Below are 17,984 nucleotides of genomic sequence, written 5' to 3' on the forward strand. Positions count from 1 at the left end.
CCGTTGTGCCTGTCGCCTGAAACCGTTAATTCTCTACGGTCTCTGAAAAAAATTAAAACTCTTTTCGCAGCCAGCTGTTGATTCGTTTGAACCACGAACCGACTGACACGCGTTTTTCAACTTCTGCTTCACCACTTAAATGGGTCTCTTTCCCGTAGTGCAGCAGCCCCACCGCCGTTGAATAGTACGGCTCCTGGGCGTAATCCGTTAAACCAGTAATATTGAGCGGCGCACCAATACGCACCTGCGTATGGAACACGCGCTGCGCGCAGGCCGCCAGACCTTCCATTTGCGCCGCTCCGCCGGTCAACACAATCCCCGCCGCAAGATGATGTTTCACACCTTGTTGGCGAAGCTGTTCCTGTAACTGCAAAATTTCGTCGTTCACCAGGTTGAGCAGCTCGGTGTAGCGCGGCTCTATAACGTCTGCCAGCGTCTGACGCTGCAGGCTACGTGGCGGACGGCCGCCGACACTCGGCACCTCAACGCTCTCGTCTTTGCCAACCAGCGAACCCAGCGCACAACCGTGGCGAACTTTAATGGCCTCTGCATCGCTCGGCGGTGTACCAAAGGCATACGCAATGTCGCTGGTTACTACGTTCCCGGCATAAGGGATAACTTTGGTATGACGCAGCGCGCCGCCGGTATAAACCGCCATATCCATTGTACCACCGCCGATGTCGACAACGCAGACACCCAGCTCACGTTCATCTTCAGTCAGCACGGAGTAGCTGGAAGCCAGTCCGGCAAAAATAAGTTGGTCAACTTTCAAACCACATCGTTCAACGGCTTTAACGATGTTTTTCGCCATGTCGTTATGGCAAGTAATCAAATGCACTTTCGCCTGCATGCGTACGCCAGACAGACCTACCGGGTTTTTGATCCCTTCCTGGTAGTCGATAGCGTACTCCTGCGGAATCACATGTAAAACACGGTGTTCATCGCGCACACGTACCGATTTAGCCGTATGCACAACGTTCTCCACATCTTCCTGCGTAACTTCTTCTTCCGAAATTGGCACCATACCAATCTCGTTCTGACAGCTAATATGCTTCCCCGAGAGCGCAAGGTAGACCGATGAAATCTGGCAATCGGCCATCAATTCAGCCTGATCGATAGCGCGCTGAACGCATTTCACCACCGATTCCAGATCGTTCACTCCGCCTTTATCCATCCCACGAGACGGACAACTGCCTACGCCAATGATATTCACAATACCGTCGGGCAGAACTTCCCCTACTAAAGCGGCGACCTTCGCGGTGCCAATCTCCAGTCCTACTACCAGTTTTCTGTCCGTCGCCTTGATCATTGTTGCTCTGCCTGTGCCTGATTCTGTTGTGCCTGATTTTGCTGCTGATTCGGTTCCTGAACAGGGGCCGCTTTCCAGCCTACGGCCGCACCTGAGTCATAGCGTAAATCCACGTAGCTAATCTCTTTGCCATCCGTTTGCGCCTGCTGCTGGAGAACCGGGTAGAGTTCTATAAAGCGCGCCAGACGTTTCATCGTATCGCCACGGCCCAGATTAAGCTTGATGTCATTGCTGAGCGTTACTTGCCACGAACGCCGCGCGGTCATCGCCGCCTCTTTTAACGTGAATTTATCCTTTGCCAGCACTTGCCCCATGTCACGGTAGCCTTGTAATACTTCGCTTTCGCTCCCTTCAGGGCCGTACAACATCGGTAAAATCTGTTTACTGGTTCGTTCGGCCGGCACGCTAAATGCGTTGCCGTCCACATCCACCATATGTTGATCATTCCACCGCGCAATGGGCACATATTCAACCAGATGAATCTTCAATTCGTCTGGCCACTGTTTTCTGACGCTCGCCTGCTTGATCCAGGGCAGACGTTCTATCTGGCTTTGAATGATGTTAACGTCCTGCGTCATAAACGTGCCGGGCGCGCCCAACGCCAAAATAGACTGGCGAATATCATCATTGCGGGTGTAATGACGATCGCCTGTCAACACCAGCTTTGATAACGGCAAACGCTGCGCGTCGTCCATCCAGCCCAGTACCACCCAGCCACTCACCAACACAGTGCACAGCACCGTCAGCAGGAATACGATACCTGCAAGACGCGTTCCATTGTTGCGGCGAGAGATTTTGACAGCCTCCGCTTCGCGGTTTCGCGTGTTCAGCGCAGCCTGTGACATATCACTCCGCCAATTCCAGAATACGAACAACTAACTGGGAAAAGCTCAACCCTGCCTGACGTGCCGCCATCGGCACCAGGCTGTGGCTGGTCATTCCTGGCGAGGTATTCGCTTCCAGCAAATAAAATTGTCCATCGCTGTCCAGCATGACATCAATACGGCCCCAACCACGGCAGCCTAAAACTTGCCAGGCTTCACGCACCAGGACATGTAATGCGGCTTCATCGTCCGCTTCCAGACCTGATGGGCAAAAATACTTCGTCTCATCAGAGAGATATTTCGCCTCATAATCATAGAAGATTCCCGCCGGTTGAATACGAATCGACGGTAAAATTTCATTTCCAAGCAGGGCGACGGTAAATTCAGGTCCACTGAGCCATTTTTCAATCAGAACTTCATCATCATGTTGAAATGCAAGCGCTAATGCAGCATGCAGTCCTTCACTTTTATCGACCTTTGACATCCCGACGCTTGAGCCTTCGCGGCTGGGCTTGACAATAACAGGTAACCCCAGCACCTCAATGCGTTGAATATCAATAGTTTTCAGGCCTGATTCAAATTCGCTGCGCGTCAGTGCTACCCACGGCGCAACGGGCAACCCCGCCCCCTGCCACAGCAGCTTGCTGCGCCCTTTATCCATCGAAATCGCCGAGGCCATCACACCGCTTCCGGTATAAGGAATATCGGTTAATTCCAGCAGACCCTGCAGGGTGCCATCTTCACCACCGCGGCCATGCAAGGCGATAAACGCTTTACTGAAACCCATCTCTTTCAGGCGGGTGACATCCACATCGCGCGGATCCACACCATGCGCATCAATGCCGCCTTCACGCAAACCTGCCAGCACCGCTGCACCGGAATTAAGCGAAACGTCACGCTCGGCGGAGGTTCCGCCCAGCAGAACCGCTACTTTCTCAGCCACGGCGCTCCTCCTCCACAATCTGCGGTTTCAGTTTGCTCTCTGCCAGGCTGCGCGCAATCTTACCGACGTTACCGGCTCCCTGGATCAGGATCAGATCGTTGCCGGTCAGCACCGGTGCCAGCATCGCGGCAACCTGCGCCGGATCGGACACCAGAATCGGATCGATCTTGCCGCGTCCGCGAATAGTGCGGCACAGAGAACGGCTATCTGCGCCAGGGATCGCCGCTTCACCCGCCGGATAAACTTCCAGCATCAGCAGTGAATCCACCTGGGTCAGCACATTGGCAAAATCGTCATACAGATCACGAGTACGCGTGTAGCGGTGCGGCTGAAACAACATCACCAGGTTTTTATCCGGCCAGCCCGCACGCGCCGCTTTGATAGTGGCATCCACTTCTGTCGGATGGTGACCATAATCGTCAACCAGCATCGCGGTACCGGTTTTACCGTTTACCTCTTGCAGCGGGTATTCACCAAGGAAATCAAAACGGCGGCCTGTGCCCTGGAAGCTTTCCAGCGCGCGCAGGATCGCGTCATCTTCGATCCCCTCTTCCGTCGCTACCGCAACAGCCGCCGCCGCGTTTAACGCGTTATGGCGACCTGGCGCATTCAGAGTCACGCGCAGTTCCGGTTTATCCTGACGCACCAACGTAAAGTGCCCCTGCGGCCCAACCTGACGGTAGTTTTCCACGCGAACATCTGCATCATCACTGAAACCGTAGGTGGTAATCTGGCGACCTACGCGCGGCAACAGCTCACGAATCACCGGATCGTCGACGCACATTACCGCACGGCCATAGAACGGCAGGTTGTGCAGGAAGTTGATAAAGGTCGTTTTTAAATTTTCGAAGTCGCCCTGGTAAGTATCCATATGGTCAGCTTCGATATTGGTGACAATCGCCACCATCGGCTGCAGATGCAGGAACGAGGCATCGCTCTCATCCGCTTCCGCAATCAGGTAACGGCTGTGCCCCAGGCGCGCATGCACGCCAGCGGCTTTAACCAGGCCACCATTAACAAAAGTCGGGTCCAGCCCGGCTTCTGCATAAATACTTGCCACCATCGCGGTGGTGGTCGTTTTGCCGTGCGTACCGGCAATGGCAATGCCGTGGCGAAAACGCATTAATTCCGCCAGCATCTCTGCGCGGCGGATCACCGGAATGCGCGCTTCATGCGCCGCTACGATTTCCGGGTTATCGGCAGAGATCGCGCTGGATACCACCACAACGCTCGCATCGCTCACGTTTTCCGGGCGGTGGTTGAAATAAATCGTGGCGCCAAGCGACGTCAATTGCTGCGTAACCGGATTCGGCGCCAAATCGGAGCCGCTAATCTGGTAGCCTTCGTTGGCCAGCACTTCGGCAATACCGCCCATGCCAGCACCGCCAATGCCGACAAAGTGAATGTGCCGGACGCGACGCATCTCGGGCACGATTGAACGCAGTTTCGCCAGTTCTTGTGTATTCATTCTCTAAACGCCATCGACTACTTAAATTTGCGCGACGCAAAAGGCGTCGCCAGTATTTATGCCTGAGCTGCCAGGCTCACTTCGTTTGCCACCCGTTCGGTAGCATCGGGGATGGCTGCCGCGCGCGCGCGTTCGGCCATCTCCAGTAATGCTTCGCGGTTCCAGCCCGCGAGCGTTGTAGCCACCGCATCAACGGTAAATTGCGGCTGCTCCAGAATTTTTGCCGCGCCCGCTTTTTCCAGCGGCAAGGCATTCCAGTACTGCTGCCTGTCTTTGTGCTGGAACGGTACAAACAGCGCCGGTAAACCTGCTGCGGCGATCTCGCTGACCGTTAATGCACCAGAGCGGCAAACCACGACATCCGCCCACGCATAGGCTTGTGCCATATCGTCAATAAACTCAGTAACTTTATGCTGAGGTTCGCCAGCGCTTGCATAAGCTCGCTCAACCTCCTGCTGGGCACCCTTCCCGCTCTGATGCCAGATAGTGACCGCCGCCCCTAACTTTGCCGCGACCTGCGGCATCGTCTGGTTAAGCACGCGTGCGCCTTGCGAACCACCAACAACCAGCACCCGCACCGGGCCTTCACGGCCGGGCAAGCGCTGCTGCGGCAATGGCAATGCCAGCACATCGACACGCACCGGGTTTCCAACGACTTCCGCAGTCGGGAACGCACCCGGAAACGCCTGCATCACTTTGGTGGCGATTTTCGCCAGCCATTTGTTGGTCAAACCGGCAATGCCGTTTTGCTCATGCAGCACCACCGGAATGCCGAGCGACCAGGCCGCGAGCCCGCCGGGACCGGAAACATAGCCGCCCATCCCCAGCACCACATCAGGCTTAAAGCGCTGCATAATCGCACGCGCCTGACGCCAGGCATTGAAGATACGCACTGGTGCCAGCAACTGCGCCTTAATACCTTTGCCGCGCAGACCAGAGATGCGGATGAAATCGATCTCAATGCCGTGTTTCGGCACCAGGTCAGCCTCCATGCGATCGGCGGTTCCGAGCCAGCGTACTTGCCAGCCCTGATCCATCAAATGGTGCGCGACCGCAAGACCGGGGAACACATGCCCGCCGGTACCGCCCGCCATCACCATTAACCGCTTTGGTTGACCACTCATCACACACCTCGTGTAAACGCCTGGGCTTTCTCCAGACGCGTTTCATAATCTATGCGTAGCAGCAGCGTAATCGCCACTGACATAATTAATAAACTGGAACCACCGTAACTGATAAGCGGCAGCGTCAACCCTTTGGTCGGCAGCATACCTGCTGCTGCACCAACGTTAACCAGCGCCTGGAAGCTAAACCAGATACCTATTGAGCAGGCCAGAAAACCAGAAAAGCGATGATCGATTTCCAGCGCTTTACGCCCGATAGACATGGCGCGGAAAGCGACGAAGAATACCATTAAAAGTGCCACTACCACACCGATATAACCGAGTTCTTCGCCGATAATAGAGAAGATAAAGTCGGTGTGTGCTTCCGGCAGATACTCCAGTTTCTGAACCGAATTACCTAAACCCTGGCCCCACAATTCACCGCGACCAAACGCCATTAACGACTGGGTAAGCTGATAACCGCTACCAAAGGGATCTTCCCACGGGTTCCAGAACGACGTTACGCGGCGGATACGATAAGGTTCGGCAAGGATCAGTAGCACCACTGCGGAAATACCCATCCCGATAATGGCGATGAACTGCCACAATTTCGCCCCCGCCAGGAACAGCATCGCCAGCGTGGTAATAAACAGTACAACCACCGTACCAAGGTCCGGCTGCGCCAGCAGCAACACCGCCAGCACCAGGATCACGCCCATCGGTTTTAAGAAGCCGCGCAGGTTGTTTCGCACTTCGTCGACTTTGCGCACCAGGTAGTTCGCCAGATAGCAGAACAGCGACAGCTTGGTGAACTCCGCTGGCTGGAAACGCATCAGCCCGAGGTCAATCCAGCGCGATGCCCCGTTGATCGAACTCCCCACAACCAGCACCACCAGCAGCATGATGATCGCGGCGATCAACATTGCTGAGCTGTATTTTTGCCAGAAATCCATTGGCAGCCGCAATGTCACCATCGACATACAAAACGCCAGGAACAGATACAGCGCGTGACGCTTGGCAAAGAAGAACGGATCGTCCGTCAGGCGCTGCCCAACAGGCATCGACGCCGACGTCACCATGATGAAGCCGATTGCCGCAAGACCCAGCGTCAGCCACAGCAGCGTACGGTCATACATGACCAGGCTGTCGGTGTCCTTCTGTCGCGAGCCCATGACCCAGCCTTTTAACGCCGCGAACAGCCAGGCCAGGATGCTAAATCCAGGCAGGCGCGGCATTCTTGGGCGGGGGAGCGTTAAACGCATCAGCCTAACTCCTGCGCCAGACGGGTAAAGACATCGCCCCGTTGTTCGAAATTCTTAAACTGATCGAGGCTGGCGCAAGCGGGTGACAGCAGCACCATATCGCCCGGCTGTACACGTGTCGCGATTAGCCGCATGGCCTGATCCATTGTCTCGGTTTGATCCGCGATTTCCGGACGCAGCGCTGCCAGCTCCGCGCCGTCACGGCCGAAGCAGTAAAGACGGATACGATCGCCGCCCAGATAACGCTTCAGCGGCGAGAAATCAGCTGACTTCCCGTCGCCGCCGAGCAGCAAATGCAGCGTGCCGTCGATATGCAAACCATTTAATGCCGCTTCAGTACTGCCGACATTCGTTGCTTTCGAGTCGTTAATCCAGCGCACGCCGTTATGCTCCAGCGCCAGCTGGAAGCGGTGCGCCAGCCCGGTAAACGTCGTCAGCGCTTTCAGGCTGCTGGCGCGCGGTAAACCGACGGCATCAGCCAGCGCCAGCGCTGCCAGCGCGTTGGTGTAGTTGTGCTGGCCGCTCAGTTTCATCTCTGCCACGTTCAGCACTTTCTCACCTTTCACGCGCAGCCAGGTTTCACCCTGTTGGCGGTTTAAGTGATAATCACCAACATCAACGCCAAAACTGACACAACGTTCATCAGCGCCGCGTACCGGCATCGTCAACGCGTCATCAGCATTCACCACGCACACTTTCGCGTTTTCATAGACGCGCAGCTTGGCGGCACGATATTGCTGCAACCCAAACGGATAGCGATCCATATGATCTTCCGTGACGTTCAGGATGGTGGCCGCCGCCGCGTGCAGGCTTGACGTCGTTTCCAACTGGAAGCTGGAAAGCTCAAGCACATAGAGTTCGCGCTCATCGTCGAGGAGCATCAGCGCCGGCAGACCGATATTGCCACCAACCCCGACGTTCACCCCGGCAGCTTCAGCCATCTCTCCGACCAGCTTTGTCACGGTACTTTTACCGTTGGAACCGGTAATCGCGATAACCGGTGCCTGCGCTTCACGGCAAAACAGCTCGATATCGCCAACAATCTCAACGCCAGCATCTGCCGCCGTGCTCAAAGAAGGATGCGCCAACGCGATGCCCGGGCTTGCAACAACCAGATCGGCGGCCAGCAACCAGTCATCGTTAAGACTACCAAGATGGCGCTCCACTGCCTCCGGCAGCTTGTCCAGCCCCGGCGGAGAAACGCGCGTATCCATCACTCGCGGCGTGACACCGCGTGCGAGGAAAAAGTCCACGCAGGAAAGGCCTGTGAGACCCAAACCGATGATGACGACTTTTTTACCCTGGTAATCAGCCATGATTAACGTACCTTCAGCGTTGCCAGGCCAATCAGCACCAGCATCAGCGAAATAATCCAGAAGCGCACGATCACGCGCGGTTCCGGCCAGCCTTTCAATTCATAGTGGTGATGAATCGGCGCCATACGGAAAATACGTTGGCCACGCAGTTTGAATGAACCGACCTGCAAAATGACCGACAGTGTTTCCACCACAAACACCCCACCCATGATCACCAGCAGGAACTCCTGGCGCAGCAGCACGGCGATAATGCCCAGCGCGCCGCCCAGCGCCAGTGAACCGACATCGCCCATAAAGACCTGTGCCGGATAGGTGTTAAACCACAAGAACCCCAACCCTGCGCCGACAATCGCCGTACAGACAATCACCAGTTCCCCTGCGTGACGCAGATAAGGAATGTGCAGGTAGTTAGCAAAATTCATGTTGCCGGTCGCCCATGCCACCAGCGCAAAACCACCGGCAACGAAGACCGTCGGCATAATCGCCAGGCCATCCAGGCCATCCGTCAAGTTGACCGCGTTACCGGTGCCAACAATCACGAAATAAGCCAGCAGAATGTAAAACATGCCCAGTTGCGGCATGACATCTTTAAAGAACGGCACCACCAGCTCGGTCGCGGGTGTATCTTTGCCCGCCAGATAGAGCGCAAACGCTACGCCCAGCGCGATGACGGACATCCAGAAATACTTCCAGCGTGCAATCAGGCCTTTAGTGTCTTTGCGCACCACTTTGCGGTAGTCATCGACAAAACCAATCGCGCCGTAACCCACCAGCACGACAAGAACACACCAGACGTAGGGGTTGGAGGGATACGCCCACAGCACAACAGAAACCACAATCGCGGTCAGGATCATGATCCCGCCCATCGTTGGCGTGCCGCGTTTGCTGAAGTGCGATTCCGGACCATCGGTACGCACCACCTGGCCAAAAGAGAGTTTTTGCAAGCGGGCTATCATGCGCGGTCCCATCCACAATGAGATGAAGAGCGCGGTCAGCAGGCTGACAATGGCGCGAAACGTCAAATAGGAAAAGACGTTAAAGCCGGAATAATATTTGACCAAATGTTCGGCCAGCCACACTAACATGTCCCGTTCTCCTGTAATTCGCGTACCACCTCTTCCATGGCGGAGCTACGTGAACCTTTCACCAAAATAGTAATAATTTTCTGCTCAGCGATAAGCGCTTTTAAGCGCGCTGTCACTGCTGCTTTATCGTTAAAATGCTCGCCTACGCCGCTGGCTTTGCTCAACACCTCGCTCAACGTGCCGACGCTCAGAACTTTATCAATGCCAACGGCTTTCGCTGCTTCACCAACCTGTATGTGACACGCTTCGCTCTCATCACCCAGTTCAGCCATATCGCCAACCACCATCACCCGGTAGCCTGGCATTTCGGACAACACGTTGGCGGCTGCGGTCATGGAACCGACGTTGGCGTTATAGGTGTCATCCAGCAGCAGTTGGTTTTCACCCAACTGCACCGGGAATAAGCGCCCCGGCACCGCTTTCAGGTTTGCCAGCCCACGTTTTACCGCATCCAGGCTTGCGCCAACCGCCATCGCCAGCGCCGTTGCGGCCAGCGAATTGGCGATATTGTGGCGACCCGGCAGAGGCAGCGTGACATCCACATTGCCGGTTGGGGTTTGCAGGGTGAACTCGGTGCCATGTGAAGTCACATGCACGTTCGTCGCGGTAAAATCGCTGTTTGCCGCGTTGGGAGAGAAGCGCCAGACGTTGCGATCGCCAATAATGCTCTGCCAGTTCAGCCAGTCATTATTGTCGGCATTCATAATGGCGATACCGTTAGCGGGCAGACCGGTGTAGATTTCGCCTTTCGCTTTCGCCACACCGGCAAGCGAGCCAAAGCCTTCCAGATGCGCTGCCGCCAGGTTATTAACCAGTGCCGCTTCCGGGCGCGTCAGCCCAACAGTCCATGCGATTTCACCCTGGTGGTTCGCACCCAGTTCAATCACCGCAAACTGGTGCTCTTTAGTCAGGCGCAACAAGGTCATTGGCACGCCAATATCATTGTTGAGGTTGCCTGCGGTGTAGAGCGTATTGCCACATTCGCTGAGAATGGCGGCGGTCATCTCTTTCACTGACGTCTTGCCGGAAGAACCGGTCAGCGCCACCACGCGCGTTGGCACTTGCTGGCGAACCCAGGCAGCCAGCTCACCAAAGGCCTGGCGGGTGTCCTGCACCACTAACTGCGGCAGGTCGATATCCAGTTTGCGGCTCACCAGCAGCGCGCCCGCGCCACCCTCTTTCGCTTTATCTGCGAAGTCGTGAGCATCAAAACGCTCGCCTTTCAGAGCGACAAACAGGCAGCCCGGCGTCAGTTTACGTGTGTCGCTGGTTACCGCCTCAATCACCACATCCTGTCCGTGCAGTTCCGCGTGCAGCGTGCGGGTAAGTTGACTCAGCGTTACGCTAATCATGCCACTACCCCCAGCAAACGCGCAGCGGTGACGCGGTCGGAGTAATCCAGACGGCGCGTACCCACAATCTGATAATCTTCATGGCCTTTACCGGCCAGCAGCACGACATCATTCTCTTTGGCTTGCATGATGGCATTGGTCACCGCTTCCGCGCGGCCTTCCACCACGCGCGCCTGGCCCGCATCCAGCATGCCCGCAAGGATGTCGTTAATAATGGCGCGCGGCTCTTCGGTGCGCGGGTTGTCATCCGTCACGACCGGGACATCAGAGAATTGCTCGGCAATCGCGCCCATTAATGGTCGTTTGCCTTTATCGCGATCGCCGCCGCAGCCAAACACGCACCACAATTTGCCCGTGCAGTGCAGACGCGCCGCCTGCAGCGCTTTTTCCAGCGCATCCGGTGTGTGGGCATAATCGACAACCACGGTCGGTTTACCCGGCGCACTGAACACTTCCATACGACCGCAAACCGGTTGCAGACGGGATGCGGTTTTCAGCAGTTCACTCAGCGGGTAACCCAGCGCCAGCAGCGTTGCCAGCGCCAGCAGCAAGTTACTGACGTTAAACGCCCCCATCAGGCGGCTTTCAATTTCACCTTCGCCCCATGAGGAGTCGAAATGGATCGTCGCGCCACTATCGTGGTAATCAACGTTTACCGCTTTTAACCAGCGTCCATGACAGTCCGGGTTGATATTTTCTTCCATCGATACCGCAACGGCGTCCGGTAATTTGGCCAGCCAGCGACGGCCAACTTCGTCGTCGGCATTAATGATCGCCTGACCATAATGATGAGAAGAGAACAACAGCCATTTCGCCGCTTCGTAGTTCGTCATATCACCGTGATAATCCAGGTGATCGCGGCTTAAGTTGGTGAACACGCTGGCGGCAAATTTCAGTGCCGCCACGCGATGCTGAACCAGGCCGTGGGAAGAGACTTCCATCGCGGCAAAGGTCGCTTTTTGCGCCACCAGCCCGGCAATGACATGCTGAACGTCGACAGCTGATCCGGTGGTATTTTCCGTCGGCACGACGTTACCGAGCAGACCGTTACCCACCGTGCCCATCACCGCGCTGGTTTCGCCAAGCAGTTGGCTCCACTGTGCCAGTAACTGCGTGGTGGTGGTTTTACCGTTAGTACCGGTTACGCCGATAAGGCGTAGTTGCTCGGAAGGCTCGCCGTAAAAACGACCTGCCAGCGCGGAAAGGCGCTCATTTAACTGGCTGAGGTAAATGACCGGAACACCGTGTATTTCACGAATTTCACCGTCATTTGCTTCATCTTTCGCTTCAGCAATAATGGCAGCAACACCTTGCGCAATCGCCTGCGGGATATATCGACGCCCGTCCGCCTGATGACCGACCACTGCCACAAAAAGATCGCCCGAGGCAGCCACACGGCTGTCGAGTGTCATCTCTCGTAGCGCTCGCGCAGGTAGCATTGGCACCCACGGAGCGAGAAGGTCGCGCAAATTACGATCTGCCACCTGATCCCTCGCCTTGATTAATTACAAATTCACTTTTTTCGCCCGTGGTCAGCGCATCCGGCTCAATGTTCATGGTGCGCAGAACGCCGCCCATGATGGCACCAAAGACCGGCGCGGACACGGCGCCACCGTAGTATTTACCCGCTTGCGGATCGTTGATGACCACCACCAGCGCAAAGCGCGGGCGGCTGGCAGGCGCGACGCCAGCGGTGTATGCAATGTATTTATTGATATAGCGGCCATCGGGGCCGACTTTTTTCGCCGTACCGGTTTTAATCGCGATGCGATAACCTTTGATGGCGGCTTTCACCCCGCCGCCGCCTGGCAGCGCCACGCTCTCCATCATGTGCACAACGGTGCGGACAATGGATTCGTTGAAGATGCGTTCGCCCGGAACTGGCGGATCAACTTTGGTGATCGACAGCGGGCGATAAATGCCGTAGCTGCCAATGGTTGCGTAGACTCGCGCTAACTGTAACGGCGTTACCATTAGCCCGTAGCCGAAAGAGAAGGTGGCCCTCTCTATGTCAGACCACCGTTGTTTTTGAGGAAATAAGCCACTGCGTTCCCCGACCATCCCCAAATTGGTCGTTTTTCCCAGGCCAAAACGTGAGTAAGTATCTACTAACGCTGAGGAGGGCATCGCTAACGCCAGCTTAGAAACGCCGACATTACTCGACTTCTGTAAGACCCCGGTGAGGGTTAATTCACTGTATCGCGCCACGTCTTTGATTTCATGGCCGTTAATACGATAAGGCACCGTATTCAGCACCGTATTTGGCGTCACCACACCGCGCTGTAATGCGGTCATGACCACCATCGGTTTCACGGTGGAACCCGGTTCAAATACGTCGGTAATGGCGCGGTTACGCATCGCGTCTTTCGACGTGCCGGAGAAGTTGTTTGGGTTGTAGGAAGGGCTGTTGGCCATGGCCAATACTTCGCCGGTGTTCACATCCACCAGCACGGCGCTGCCCGACTCCGCTTTGTTAAACGCCACAGCGTTATTCAGCTCGCGATAGACCAGCGCCTGCAAACGCTCATCAATACTTAATGCAAGATTATGCGCCGCCTGGCTGTCGGTAGACGAAATATCTTCAATCACGCGCCCGTAGCGGTCTTTACGCACAATGCGTTCGCCCGGTTGCCCGGTGAGCCATTTATCAAAGCTCTTCTCAACGCCTTCAATGCCCTGGCTATCGACGTTGGTAAAACCAATGAGGTGAGCGGTTACTTCACCGGATGGATAGTAACGGCGAGACTCTTCACGCAGATGAATACCGGGTAATTTCAGTTTCTTGATGTAATCGCCGAGATCCGGATTGACCTGACGCGCCAGATAAATAAAACGCATCTTCGGGTTGGCATTGATGCGTGAAGCAAGCTGGTCGAGTGGCATATTCAGTGCGTCAGAGAGCGCTTTCCAGCGATTATCCAGCGTCACACCGCCCGCATCGTGCAGTTCCTTCGGATCCGCCCAGATGGCTTTCACCGGCACACTCACCGCCAGAGGACGGCCCGAACGGTCGGTTATCATCCCGCGCGATGTCGCAACTTCTTGTACACGCAGGGAACGCATATCCCCTTCACGCACCAGCATGTCCGGATTGACGACTTGCAGATAGGCAACGCGCCCGAGCAGGAACATCAATGCCAGCAGAATACAACCGCAAAGCAACGCAAAACGCCAACTGACAAAGTTGGCCTGTTCTTCCTGGCGTTTCGGTTTAAGCGTTTTCGCCGCTGCTTTCATGCGTTGCGTGATCCCTTATTCATCTCTATTTCTGCACCACAATATTTTCCTGTGAGGGATCGACATGCTGCATTTGCAGCTTTTCTGTGGCGATCCGTTCAACCCGGCTATGGTCGCCGAGCGCGTTCTCTTCAAGGATCAGGTTGCGCCATTCGATATCCAGCGCGTCGCGCTCAATAACCAATTGTTCACGCTGTGCGGTTAATAAACGCGTGTGATGTGCGGTGGTGACCACCGTCACTGCCGTCATGATGATGCAAATGAACAAGCAGAGTGGCAGTTTCCCAAATCGCAAAAGATCGTCGCCGATCACGCCAGGCAAAGCATGGCGCTCGTTGCTTCCTAACGATCCCTTCACTTTGCTCAGGGTCTCTGTCACTCTGCCGATCATGCGTTCGTCCTCTCTGCAATGCGCAGAACTGAACTACGGGCACGTGGGTTTTCAGCCACTTCTTCTTCACCCGGCATCAACTTTCCTAAGGCTCGCAGTTGACGGCCACCCAGTTTCCTGAGTTGCTCTTCGGTCATCGGCAACCCGGCAGGAACCTGCGGGCCGCGGCTTTGCTCACGCATAAAGCGTTTCACAATGCGGTCTTCCAGTGAATGGAAGCTGATAATCGAAAGCCGCCCTCCCGGGGCAAGCACGCCGAGCGAGTTTTTTAGCGCCAGCTCTATCTCTTCCAGTTCACTGTTCACCCAAATACGCACCGCCTGGAAGGTACGGGTCGCGGGATGTTTGAATTTGTCCTTCACCGGTGTTGCTGCCGCCACCACTTCCGCCAGTTCTTTGGTACGGGTCATGGGATCGAGACGGTTGCGCTCGACAATGGCGCGGGCAATACGTTTGGCAAAGCGCTCCTCGCCGAAGGTTTTTAAAACCCAGGCGATATCGGCTTCATCAGCGGTTTGTAACCATTCGGCGGCAGACTGGCCGCGAGTGGGATCCATACGCATATCTAACGGGCCATCACGCATAAAGGAAAAGCCGCGTTCCGGATCGTCAAGCTGCGGTGAAGAGACGCCAAGATCGAGGAGAATGCCGTCGATCTTGCCAATAAGGTCGCGCTCGCTGACATAATCAGCAAGCGCGGAAAAAGGACCATGAATGATGGAGAAGCGGGGATCATCAATGGTTTGTGCTACAGCAATCGCCTGCGGATCGCGATCGATCGCCAGCAAGCGTCCTTCCGCTCCCAGTTGGGAGAGGATCAAGCGCGAGTGGCCACCACGACCAAAAGTGCCATCGATGTAAATGCCATCCGGACGAATATTCAGGCCGTTAACGGCCTCATCCAGCAGCACCGTCGTGTGTTTAAAATTTTCCATCATCATTACAGAGACAAATCCTGCAACCGATCCGAAAGCGCTTCGGAACCCGATTGCTCAGCGTCGATATCTTCCTTGACCTGTTGATACCAGGTCGTTTCGTCCCACAGCTCAAATTTATTGAACTGCCCGACCAGCATCACTTCTTTCGTTAATCCGGCGTGTTGCCGTAAAACAGGCGCAATCAAAATGCGCCCGGCGCTGTCCATCTGGCACTCGCTGGCATGCCCCAGCAACAAACGTTGTACGCGCCGTTCGAGCGGATTCATGCTCGACAGACGCGACAGTTTTTGCTCGATAATTTCCCATTCGGGCAAAGGGTAAAGCAGCAGGCATGAGTGACGGATGTCAATGGTGCAAACCATTTGACCGGAGGCATTCTCCTGCAGCAAATCCCGATATCGGGTGGGAACGGATAACCGCCCTTTGCTGTCGAGATTGACTAACGTCGCTCCACGGAACATTTCCGATTCACCCCCAGGTGACCCTTTTACACCACTTTATCCCACAAATCCCCACTGAGGGAGTTTACGGAGCGGAGGAAAAGCTTGTCAAGCCAGCGCAATGGCTAACCAGAACAAAAGATCCCTTATTCGCAGTGAATATCTGCGTCGGTGAAATAGTGCTCAGCTTACGAGGCAAATTAACGTCATGAATATTTGCAAGAAAAAAAACAGAATATGCGCCCACGCGTTTAAAACCATTCAATTTCTGCGCGCGAAATATAAAGTGTCAGTTTGCGACGCGGGCGGCATTTTAAGACATATTGAACAGAGTTAACAGCACCAGTTACATCAACGCGCACATAGCGCGGCGGCACTTCCACAGTGATAAAATCTCAACGCGATAAATGAACGTTAATTCAATGCATGTGGTCTTTTTTTGATGTAACAATTCAATACAAAAATCGGGATAAGTTACTTCTCAATTACTCTTTAAAAATCTTTTTTAAGAAATGGGCAAAATAAATTAACAGCAGCCATTGGGAAATTAAGGATTTATCTTAGGAGAGTCTCAACAATAATTTGATTAAAGGTAAGCGGTGAATAGTAAAAAGGCAGCGCTCGCTGCCTTTCACCCGAAACTATACCCGGCTAAGTATGCCGCGACGGTAGAGATTACGGCGAATGCGGCTAAGCCCCGCTTTCGGTTTACGTGGCTCGTCAAGACTTGCCAGCACGATCTCCAGAACGCGTTCCGCCACATCGCGATGACGCTGGGCCACCGCGAGCACCGGGCATTGCAGGAAATCCAGCAATTCATGATCGCCGAACGTGGCAATCGCCAAATCAGATGGCAGCTTGCCATCGCGACGCAGCGTCACATCCAGCACACCCTGTAATAAGGCAAACGAGGTGATAAACATCGCTTGCGGCATCGGGTTAGTTTCCAGCCATTTTTCAAACAGCTGCGCAGCGGCTTCCCGCTCATAACTGTTGGCGTAGAGATACTGAACCTCACGCGGATCGTCTTTCCACGCGGTGCGAAAGCCTTGCTCACGCAGAAAGCTCACCGACAGCTCTGGTAAAGCGCCAAGGTAAAGCACACGCTCCGCCGGGAATTTACGCAGCTCTTCCGCCAACATTTCCGAATCATCCTGATCGGCACCGACGACGCTGGTGAAGTGTTCACGATCCAGCGCGCGGTCGAGTGCGACGATCGGGAAGGAGTCATTCGCCCACCGTTGGTAGAACGGATGCTCCGGCGGCAACGAAGTAGACACGATGATCGCGTCCACTTGCCGTTGCAGCAAATGTTCAATGCAACGCATTTCGTTGTCAGGCTGATCTTCAGAGCAGGCAATCAGAAGCTGATAGCCGCGCTGACGCGCCTGACGCTCCAGATAGTTGGCAATACGCGTGTAGCTCGTGTTTTCAAGATCGGGAATAACCAACCCAATCGAGCGAGTTCGTCCTGCTCGCAGCCCAGCCGCCACCGCGTTCGGGTGGTAGTTATGCTCACGAACAACCGCCATCACTTTCTCGACGGTTTTGTCGCTGACACGATACTGCTTCGCCTTACCATTTATGACGTAGCTGGCCGTGGTTCGTGAGACGCCGGCTAGCCGGGCGATTTCATCCAGTTTCACAATTGCCCCTTAAAATAATGCACTCCATAACCTTTTTAGGGATATAGGCTAATTTCCATAACATCTAAGCGCAGAATACTCACTGCGGCAACCGCTTTCGTATCGGGTTCCGTATGATTTCGCAAAAAAAAGCCCGGCGTAAGAGGCCGGGCGGATAAATGGAGAGAACGATCACGATCAACGCATGATTTTGTCGCCGCGAGATAACCCCACCACGCCAGACCGCGCGACTTCAACGATTTTTGCGACATCGCGGATCGTCGCCAGAAACGCATCCAGTTTGTCGCTGGTCCCGGCAAGCTGAACCGTATAAATAGACGGGGTGACGTCAATGATTTGTCCACGGAAAATTTCCGCGTTGCGTTTCACCTCTTCACGCCCGTAACCGCTGGCCTGGATCTTCACCAGCATAATCTCGCGCTCAACATACGCGCCTTGTCCCAATTCATTAACGCGCAAAACATCGACCAGTTTGTGCAGTTGCTTTTCGATCTGCTCAAGCACTTTCTGATCGCCAACGGTCTGGATCGTCATTCTTGATAACGTCGGATCATCGGTTGGTGCAACCGTCAGGCTTTCAATGTTGTAACCACGCTGAGAGAACAGCCCAATCACGCGCGATAACGCGCCCGATTCATTTTCCAGTAATACAGACAATATCCGGCGCATA

General features: G+C 55.0%; 16 protein-coding genes. All 16 read right to left on the minus strand.

Annotated elements, in window-relative coordinates:
• Positions 1 to 52: 52 nt before the first annotated feature.
• The gene (ftsA, locus tag JKP81_RS17055) at positions 53 to 1,309 is read right to left on the minus strand and encodes a cell division protein FtsA (protein ID WP_017457932.1); all 1,257 of its coding nucleotides are present in this window, start codon (positions 1,307 to 1,309) and stop codon (positions 53 to 55) included.
• Positions 1,306 to 2,154, minus strand: a complete 849-nt coding sequence (gene ftsQ / locus JKP81_RS17060; protein WP_200552657.1) for a cell division protein FtsQ — start codon at positions 2,152 to 2,154, stop codon at positions 1,306 to 1,308. The genes ftsA and ftsQ overlap by 4 nt, the downstream gene beginning before the upstream one ends.
• Position 2,155: 1 nt before the next feature.
• Positions 2,156 to 3,076, minus strand: a complete 921-nt coding sequence (locus tag JKP81_RS17065) for a D-alanine--D-alanine ligase (RefSeq protein WP_200552658.1) — start codon at positions 3,074 to 3,076, stop codon at positions 2,156 to 2,158.
• On the minus strand, positions 3,069 to 4,544 hold the full coding sequence (gene murC / locus JKP81_RS17070; protein ID WP_200552659.1) for a UDP-N-acetylmuramate--L-alanine ligase: 1,476 nt from the start codon (positions 4,542 to 4,544) through the stop codon (positions 3,069 to 3,071). Before murC ends, JKP81_RS17065 begins: the two co-directional genes overlap by 8 nt.
• A gap of 56 nt (positions 4,545 to 4,600) precedes the next feature.
• Positions 4,601 to 5,668 carry an undecaprenyldiphospho-muramoylpentapeptide beta-N-acetylglucosaminyltransferase gene (gene murG, locus JKP81_RS17075; protein ID WP_200552660.1) on the minus strand — a complete coding sequence of 356 codons (1,068 nt, stop codon included), beginning with the start codon at positions 5,666 to 5,668 and terminating at the stop codon, positions 4,601 to 4,603.
• Positions 5,668 to 6,909, minus strand: coding sequence for a cell division protein FtsW (ftsW, locus tag JKP81_RS17080; protein WP_200552661.1), 1,242 nt, complete (start codon positions 6,907 to 6,909; stop codon positions 5,668 to 5,670). The genes murG and ftsW overlap by 1 nt, the downstream gene beginning before the upstream one ends.
• On the minus strand, positions 6,909 to 8,225 hold the full coding sequence (gene murD / locus JKP81_RS17085) for a UDP-N-acetylmuramoyl-L-alanine--D-glutamate ligase (protein ID WP_200552662.1): 1,317 nt from the start codon (positions 8,223 to 8,225) through the stop codon (positions 6,909 to 6,911). Before murD ends, ftsW begins: the two co-directional genes overlap by 1 nt.
• Before the next feature lie 2 nt (positions 8,226 to 8,227).
• Complete coding sequence (mraY, locus tag JKP81_RS17090) at positions 8,228 to 9,310, minus strand: phospho-N-acetylmuramoyl-pentapeptide-transferase (protein WP_017457925.1); 1,083 nt, start codon at positions 9,308 to 9,310, stop codon at positions 8,228 to 8,230.
• Positions 9,304 to 10,662, minus strand: coding sequence for a UDP-N-acetylmuramoyl-tripeptide--D-alanyl-D-alanine ligase (murF, locus tag JKP81_RS17095; protein WP_200552663.1), 1,359 nt, complete (start codon positions 10,660 to 10,662; stop codon positions 9,304 to 9,306). Before murF ends, mraY begins: the two co-directional genes overlap by 7 nt.
• Positions 10,659 to 12,146 (minus strand): UDP-N-acetylmuramoyl-L-alanyl-D-glutamate--2,6-diaminopimelate ligase, encoded by a 1,488-nt coding sequence (gene murE / locus JKP81_RS17100; RefSeq protein ID WP_200552664.1) that lies wholly within the window; start codon positions 12,144 to 12,146, stop codon positions 10,659 to 10,661. Before murE ends, murF begins: the two co-directional genes overlap by 4 nt.
• On the minus strand, positions 12,133 to 13,899 hold the full coding sequence (locus JKP81_RS17105; protein WP_200552665.1) for a peptidoglycan glycosyltransferase FtsI: 1,767 nt from the start codon (positions 13,897 to 13,899) through the stop codon (positions 12,133 to 12,135). The genes murE and JKP81_RS17105 overlap by 14 nt, the downstream gene beginning before the upstream one ends.
• A gap of 25 nt (positions 13,900 to 13,924) precedes the next feature.
• A complete protein-coding gene (gene ftsL, locus JKP81_RS17110) occupies positions 13,925 to 14,290 on the minus strand; it encodes a cell division protein FtsL (RefSeq protein ID WP_017457921.1) in 366 nt (121 codons plus the stop codon).
• Positions 14,287 to 15,228, minus strand: coding sequence for a 16S rRNA (cytosine(1402)-N(4))-methyltransferase RsmH (gene rsmH / locus JKP81_RS17115; protein WP_044489787.1), 942 nt, complete (start codon positions 15,226 to 15,228; stop codon positions 14,287 to 14,289). The genes ftsL and rsmH overlap by 4 nt, the downstream gene beginning before the upstream one ends.
• Before the next feature lie 2 nt (positions 15,229 to 15,230).
• The gene (gene mraZ, locus JKP81_RS17120; RefSeq protein WP_017457919.1) at positions 15,231 to 15,689 is read right to left on the minus strand and encodes a division/cell wall cluster transcriptional repressor MraZ; all 459 of its coding nucleotides are present in this window, start codon (positions 15,687 to 15,689) and stop codon (positions 15,231 to 15,233) included.
• Positions 15,690 to 16,309: 620 nt separating this feature from the next.
• On the minus strand, positions 16,310 to 17,314 hold the full coding sequence (cra, locus tag JKP81_RS17125) for a catabolite repressor/activator (RefSeq protein ID WP_017457918.1): 1,005 nt from the start codon (positions 17,312 to 17,314) through the stop codon (positions 16,310 to 16,312).
• Positions 17,315 to 17,491: 177 nt separating this feature from the next.
• A complete protein-coding gene (gene ilvN / locus JKP81_RS17130) occupies positions 17,492 to 17,983 on the minus strand; it encodes an acetolactate synthase small subunit (RefSeq protein ID WP_007373137.1) in 492 nt (163 codons plus the stop codon).
• Position 17,984: the final 1 nt, after the last annotated feature.

It is taken from the genome of Kosakonia sp. LAM2021, from assembly GCF_016620385.1.
Classification (GTDB): Bacteria; Pseudomonadota; Gammaproteobacteria; order Enterobacterales; family Enterobacteriaceae; genus Kosakonia; species Kosakonia sacchari.

Coding starts and splice junctions, on each gene's coding strand:
- JKP81_RS17105 (WP_200552665.1), bottom strand. CDS start 13,899: ATGAAAGCAGCGGCGAAAACGCTTAAACCGAAACGCCAGGAAGAACAG.
- ilvN (WP_007373137.1), bottom strand. CDS start 17,983: ATGCGCCGGATATTGTCTGTATTACTGGAAAATGAATCGGGCGCGTTA.
- murC (WP_200552659.1), bottom strand. CDS start 4,544: ATGAATACACAAGAACTGGCGAAACTGCGTTCAATCGTGCCCGAGATG.
- mraZ (WP_017457919.1), bottom strand. CDS start 15,689: ATGTTCCGTGGAGCGACGTTAGTCAATCTCGACAGCAAAGGGCGGTTA.
- ftsW (WP_200552661.1), bottom strand. CDS start 6,909: ATGCGTTTAACGCTCCCCCGCCCAAGAATGCCGCGCCTGCCTGGATTT.
- murG (WP_200552660.1), bottom strand. CDS start 5,668: ATGAGTGGTCAACCAAAGCGGTTAATGGTGATGGCGGGCGGTACCGGC.
- ftsL (WP_017457921.1), bottom strand. CDS start 14,290: ATGATCGGCAGAGTGACAGAGACCCTGAGCAAAGTGAAGGGATCGTTA.
- murD (WP_200552662.1), bottom strand. CDS start 8,225: ATGGCTGATTACCAGGGTAAAAAAGTCGTCATCATCGGTTTGGGTCTC.
- ftsA (WP_017457932.1), bottom strand. CDS start 1,309: ATGATCAAGGCGACGGACAGAAAACTGGTAGTAGGACTGGAGATTGGC.
- ftsQ (WP_200552657.1), bottom strand. CDS start 2,154: ATGTCACAGGCTGCGCTGAACACGCGAAACCGCGAAGCGGAGGCTGTC.
- murF (WP_200552663.1), bottom strand. CDS start 10,662: ATGATTAGCGTAACGCTGAGTCAACTTACCCGCACGCTGCACGCGGAA.
- mraY (WP_017457925.1), bottom strand. CDS start 9,310: ATGTTAGTGTGGCTGGCCGAACATTTGGTCAAATATTATTCCGGCTTT.
- rsmH (WP_044489787.1), bottom strand. CDS start 15,228: ATGATGGAAAATTTTAAACACACGACGGTGCTGCTGGATGAGGCCGTT.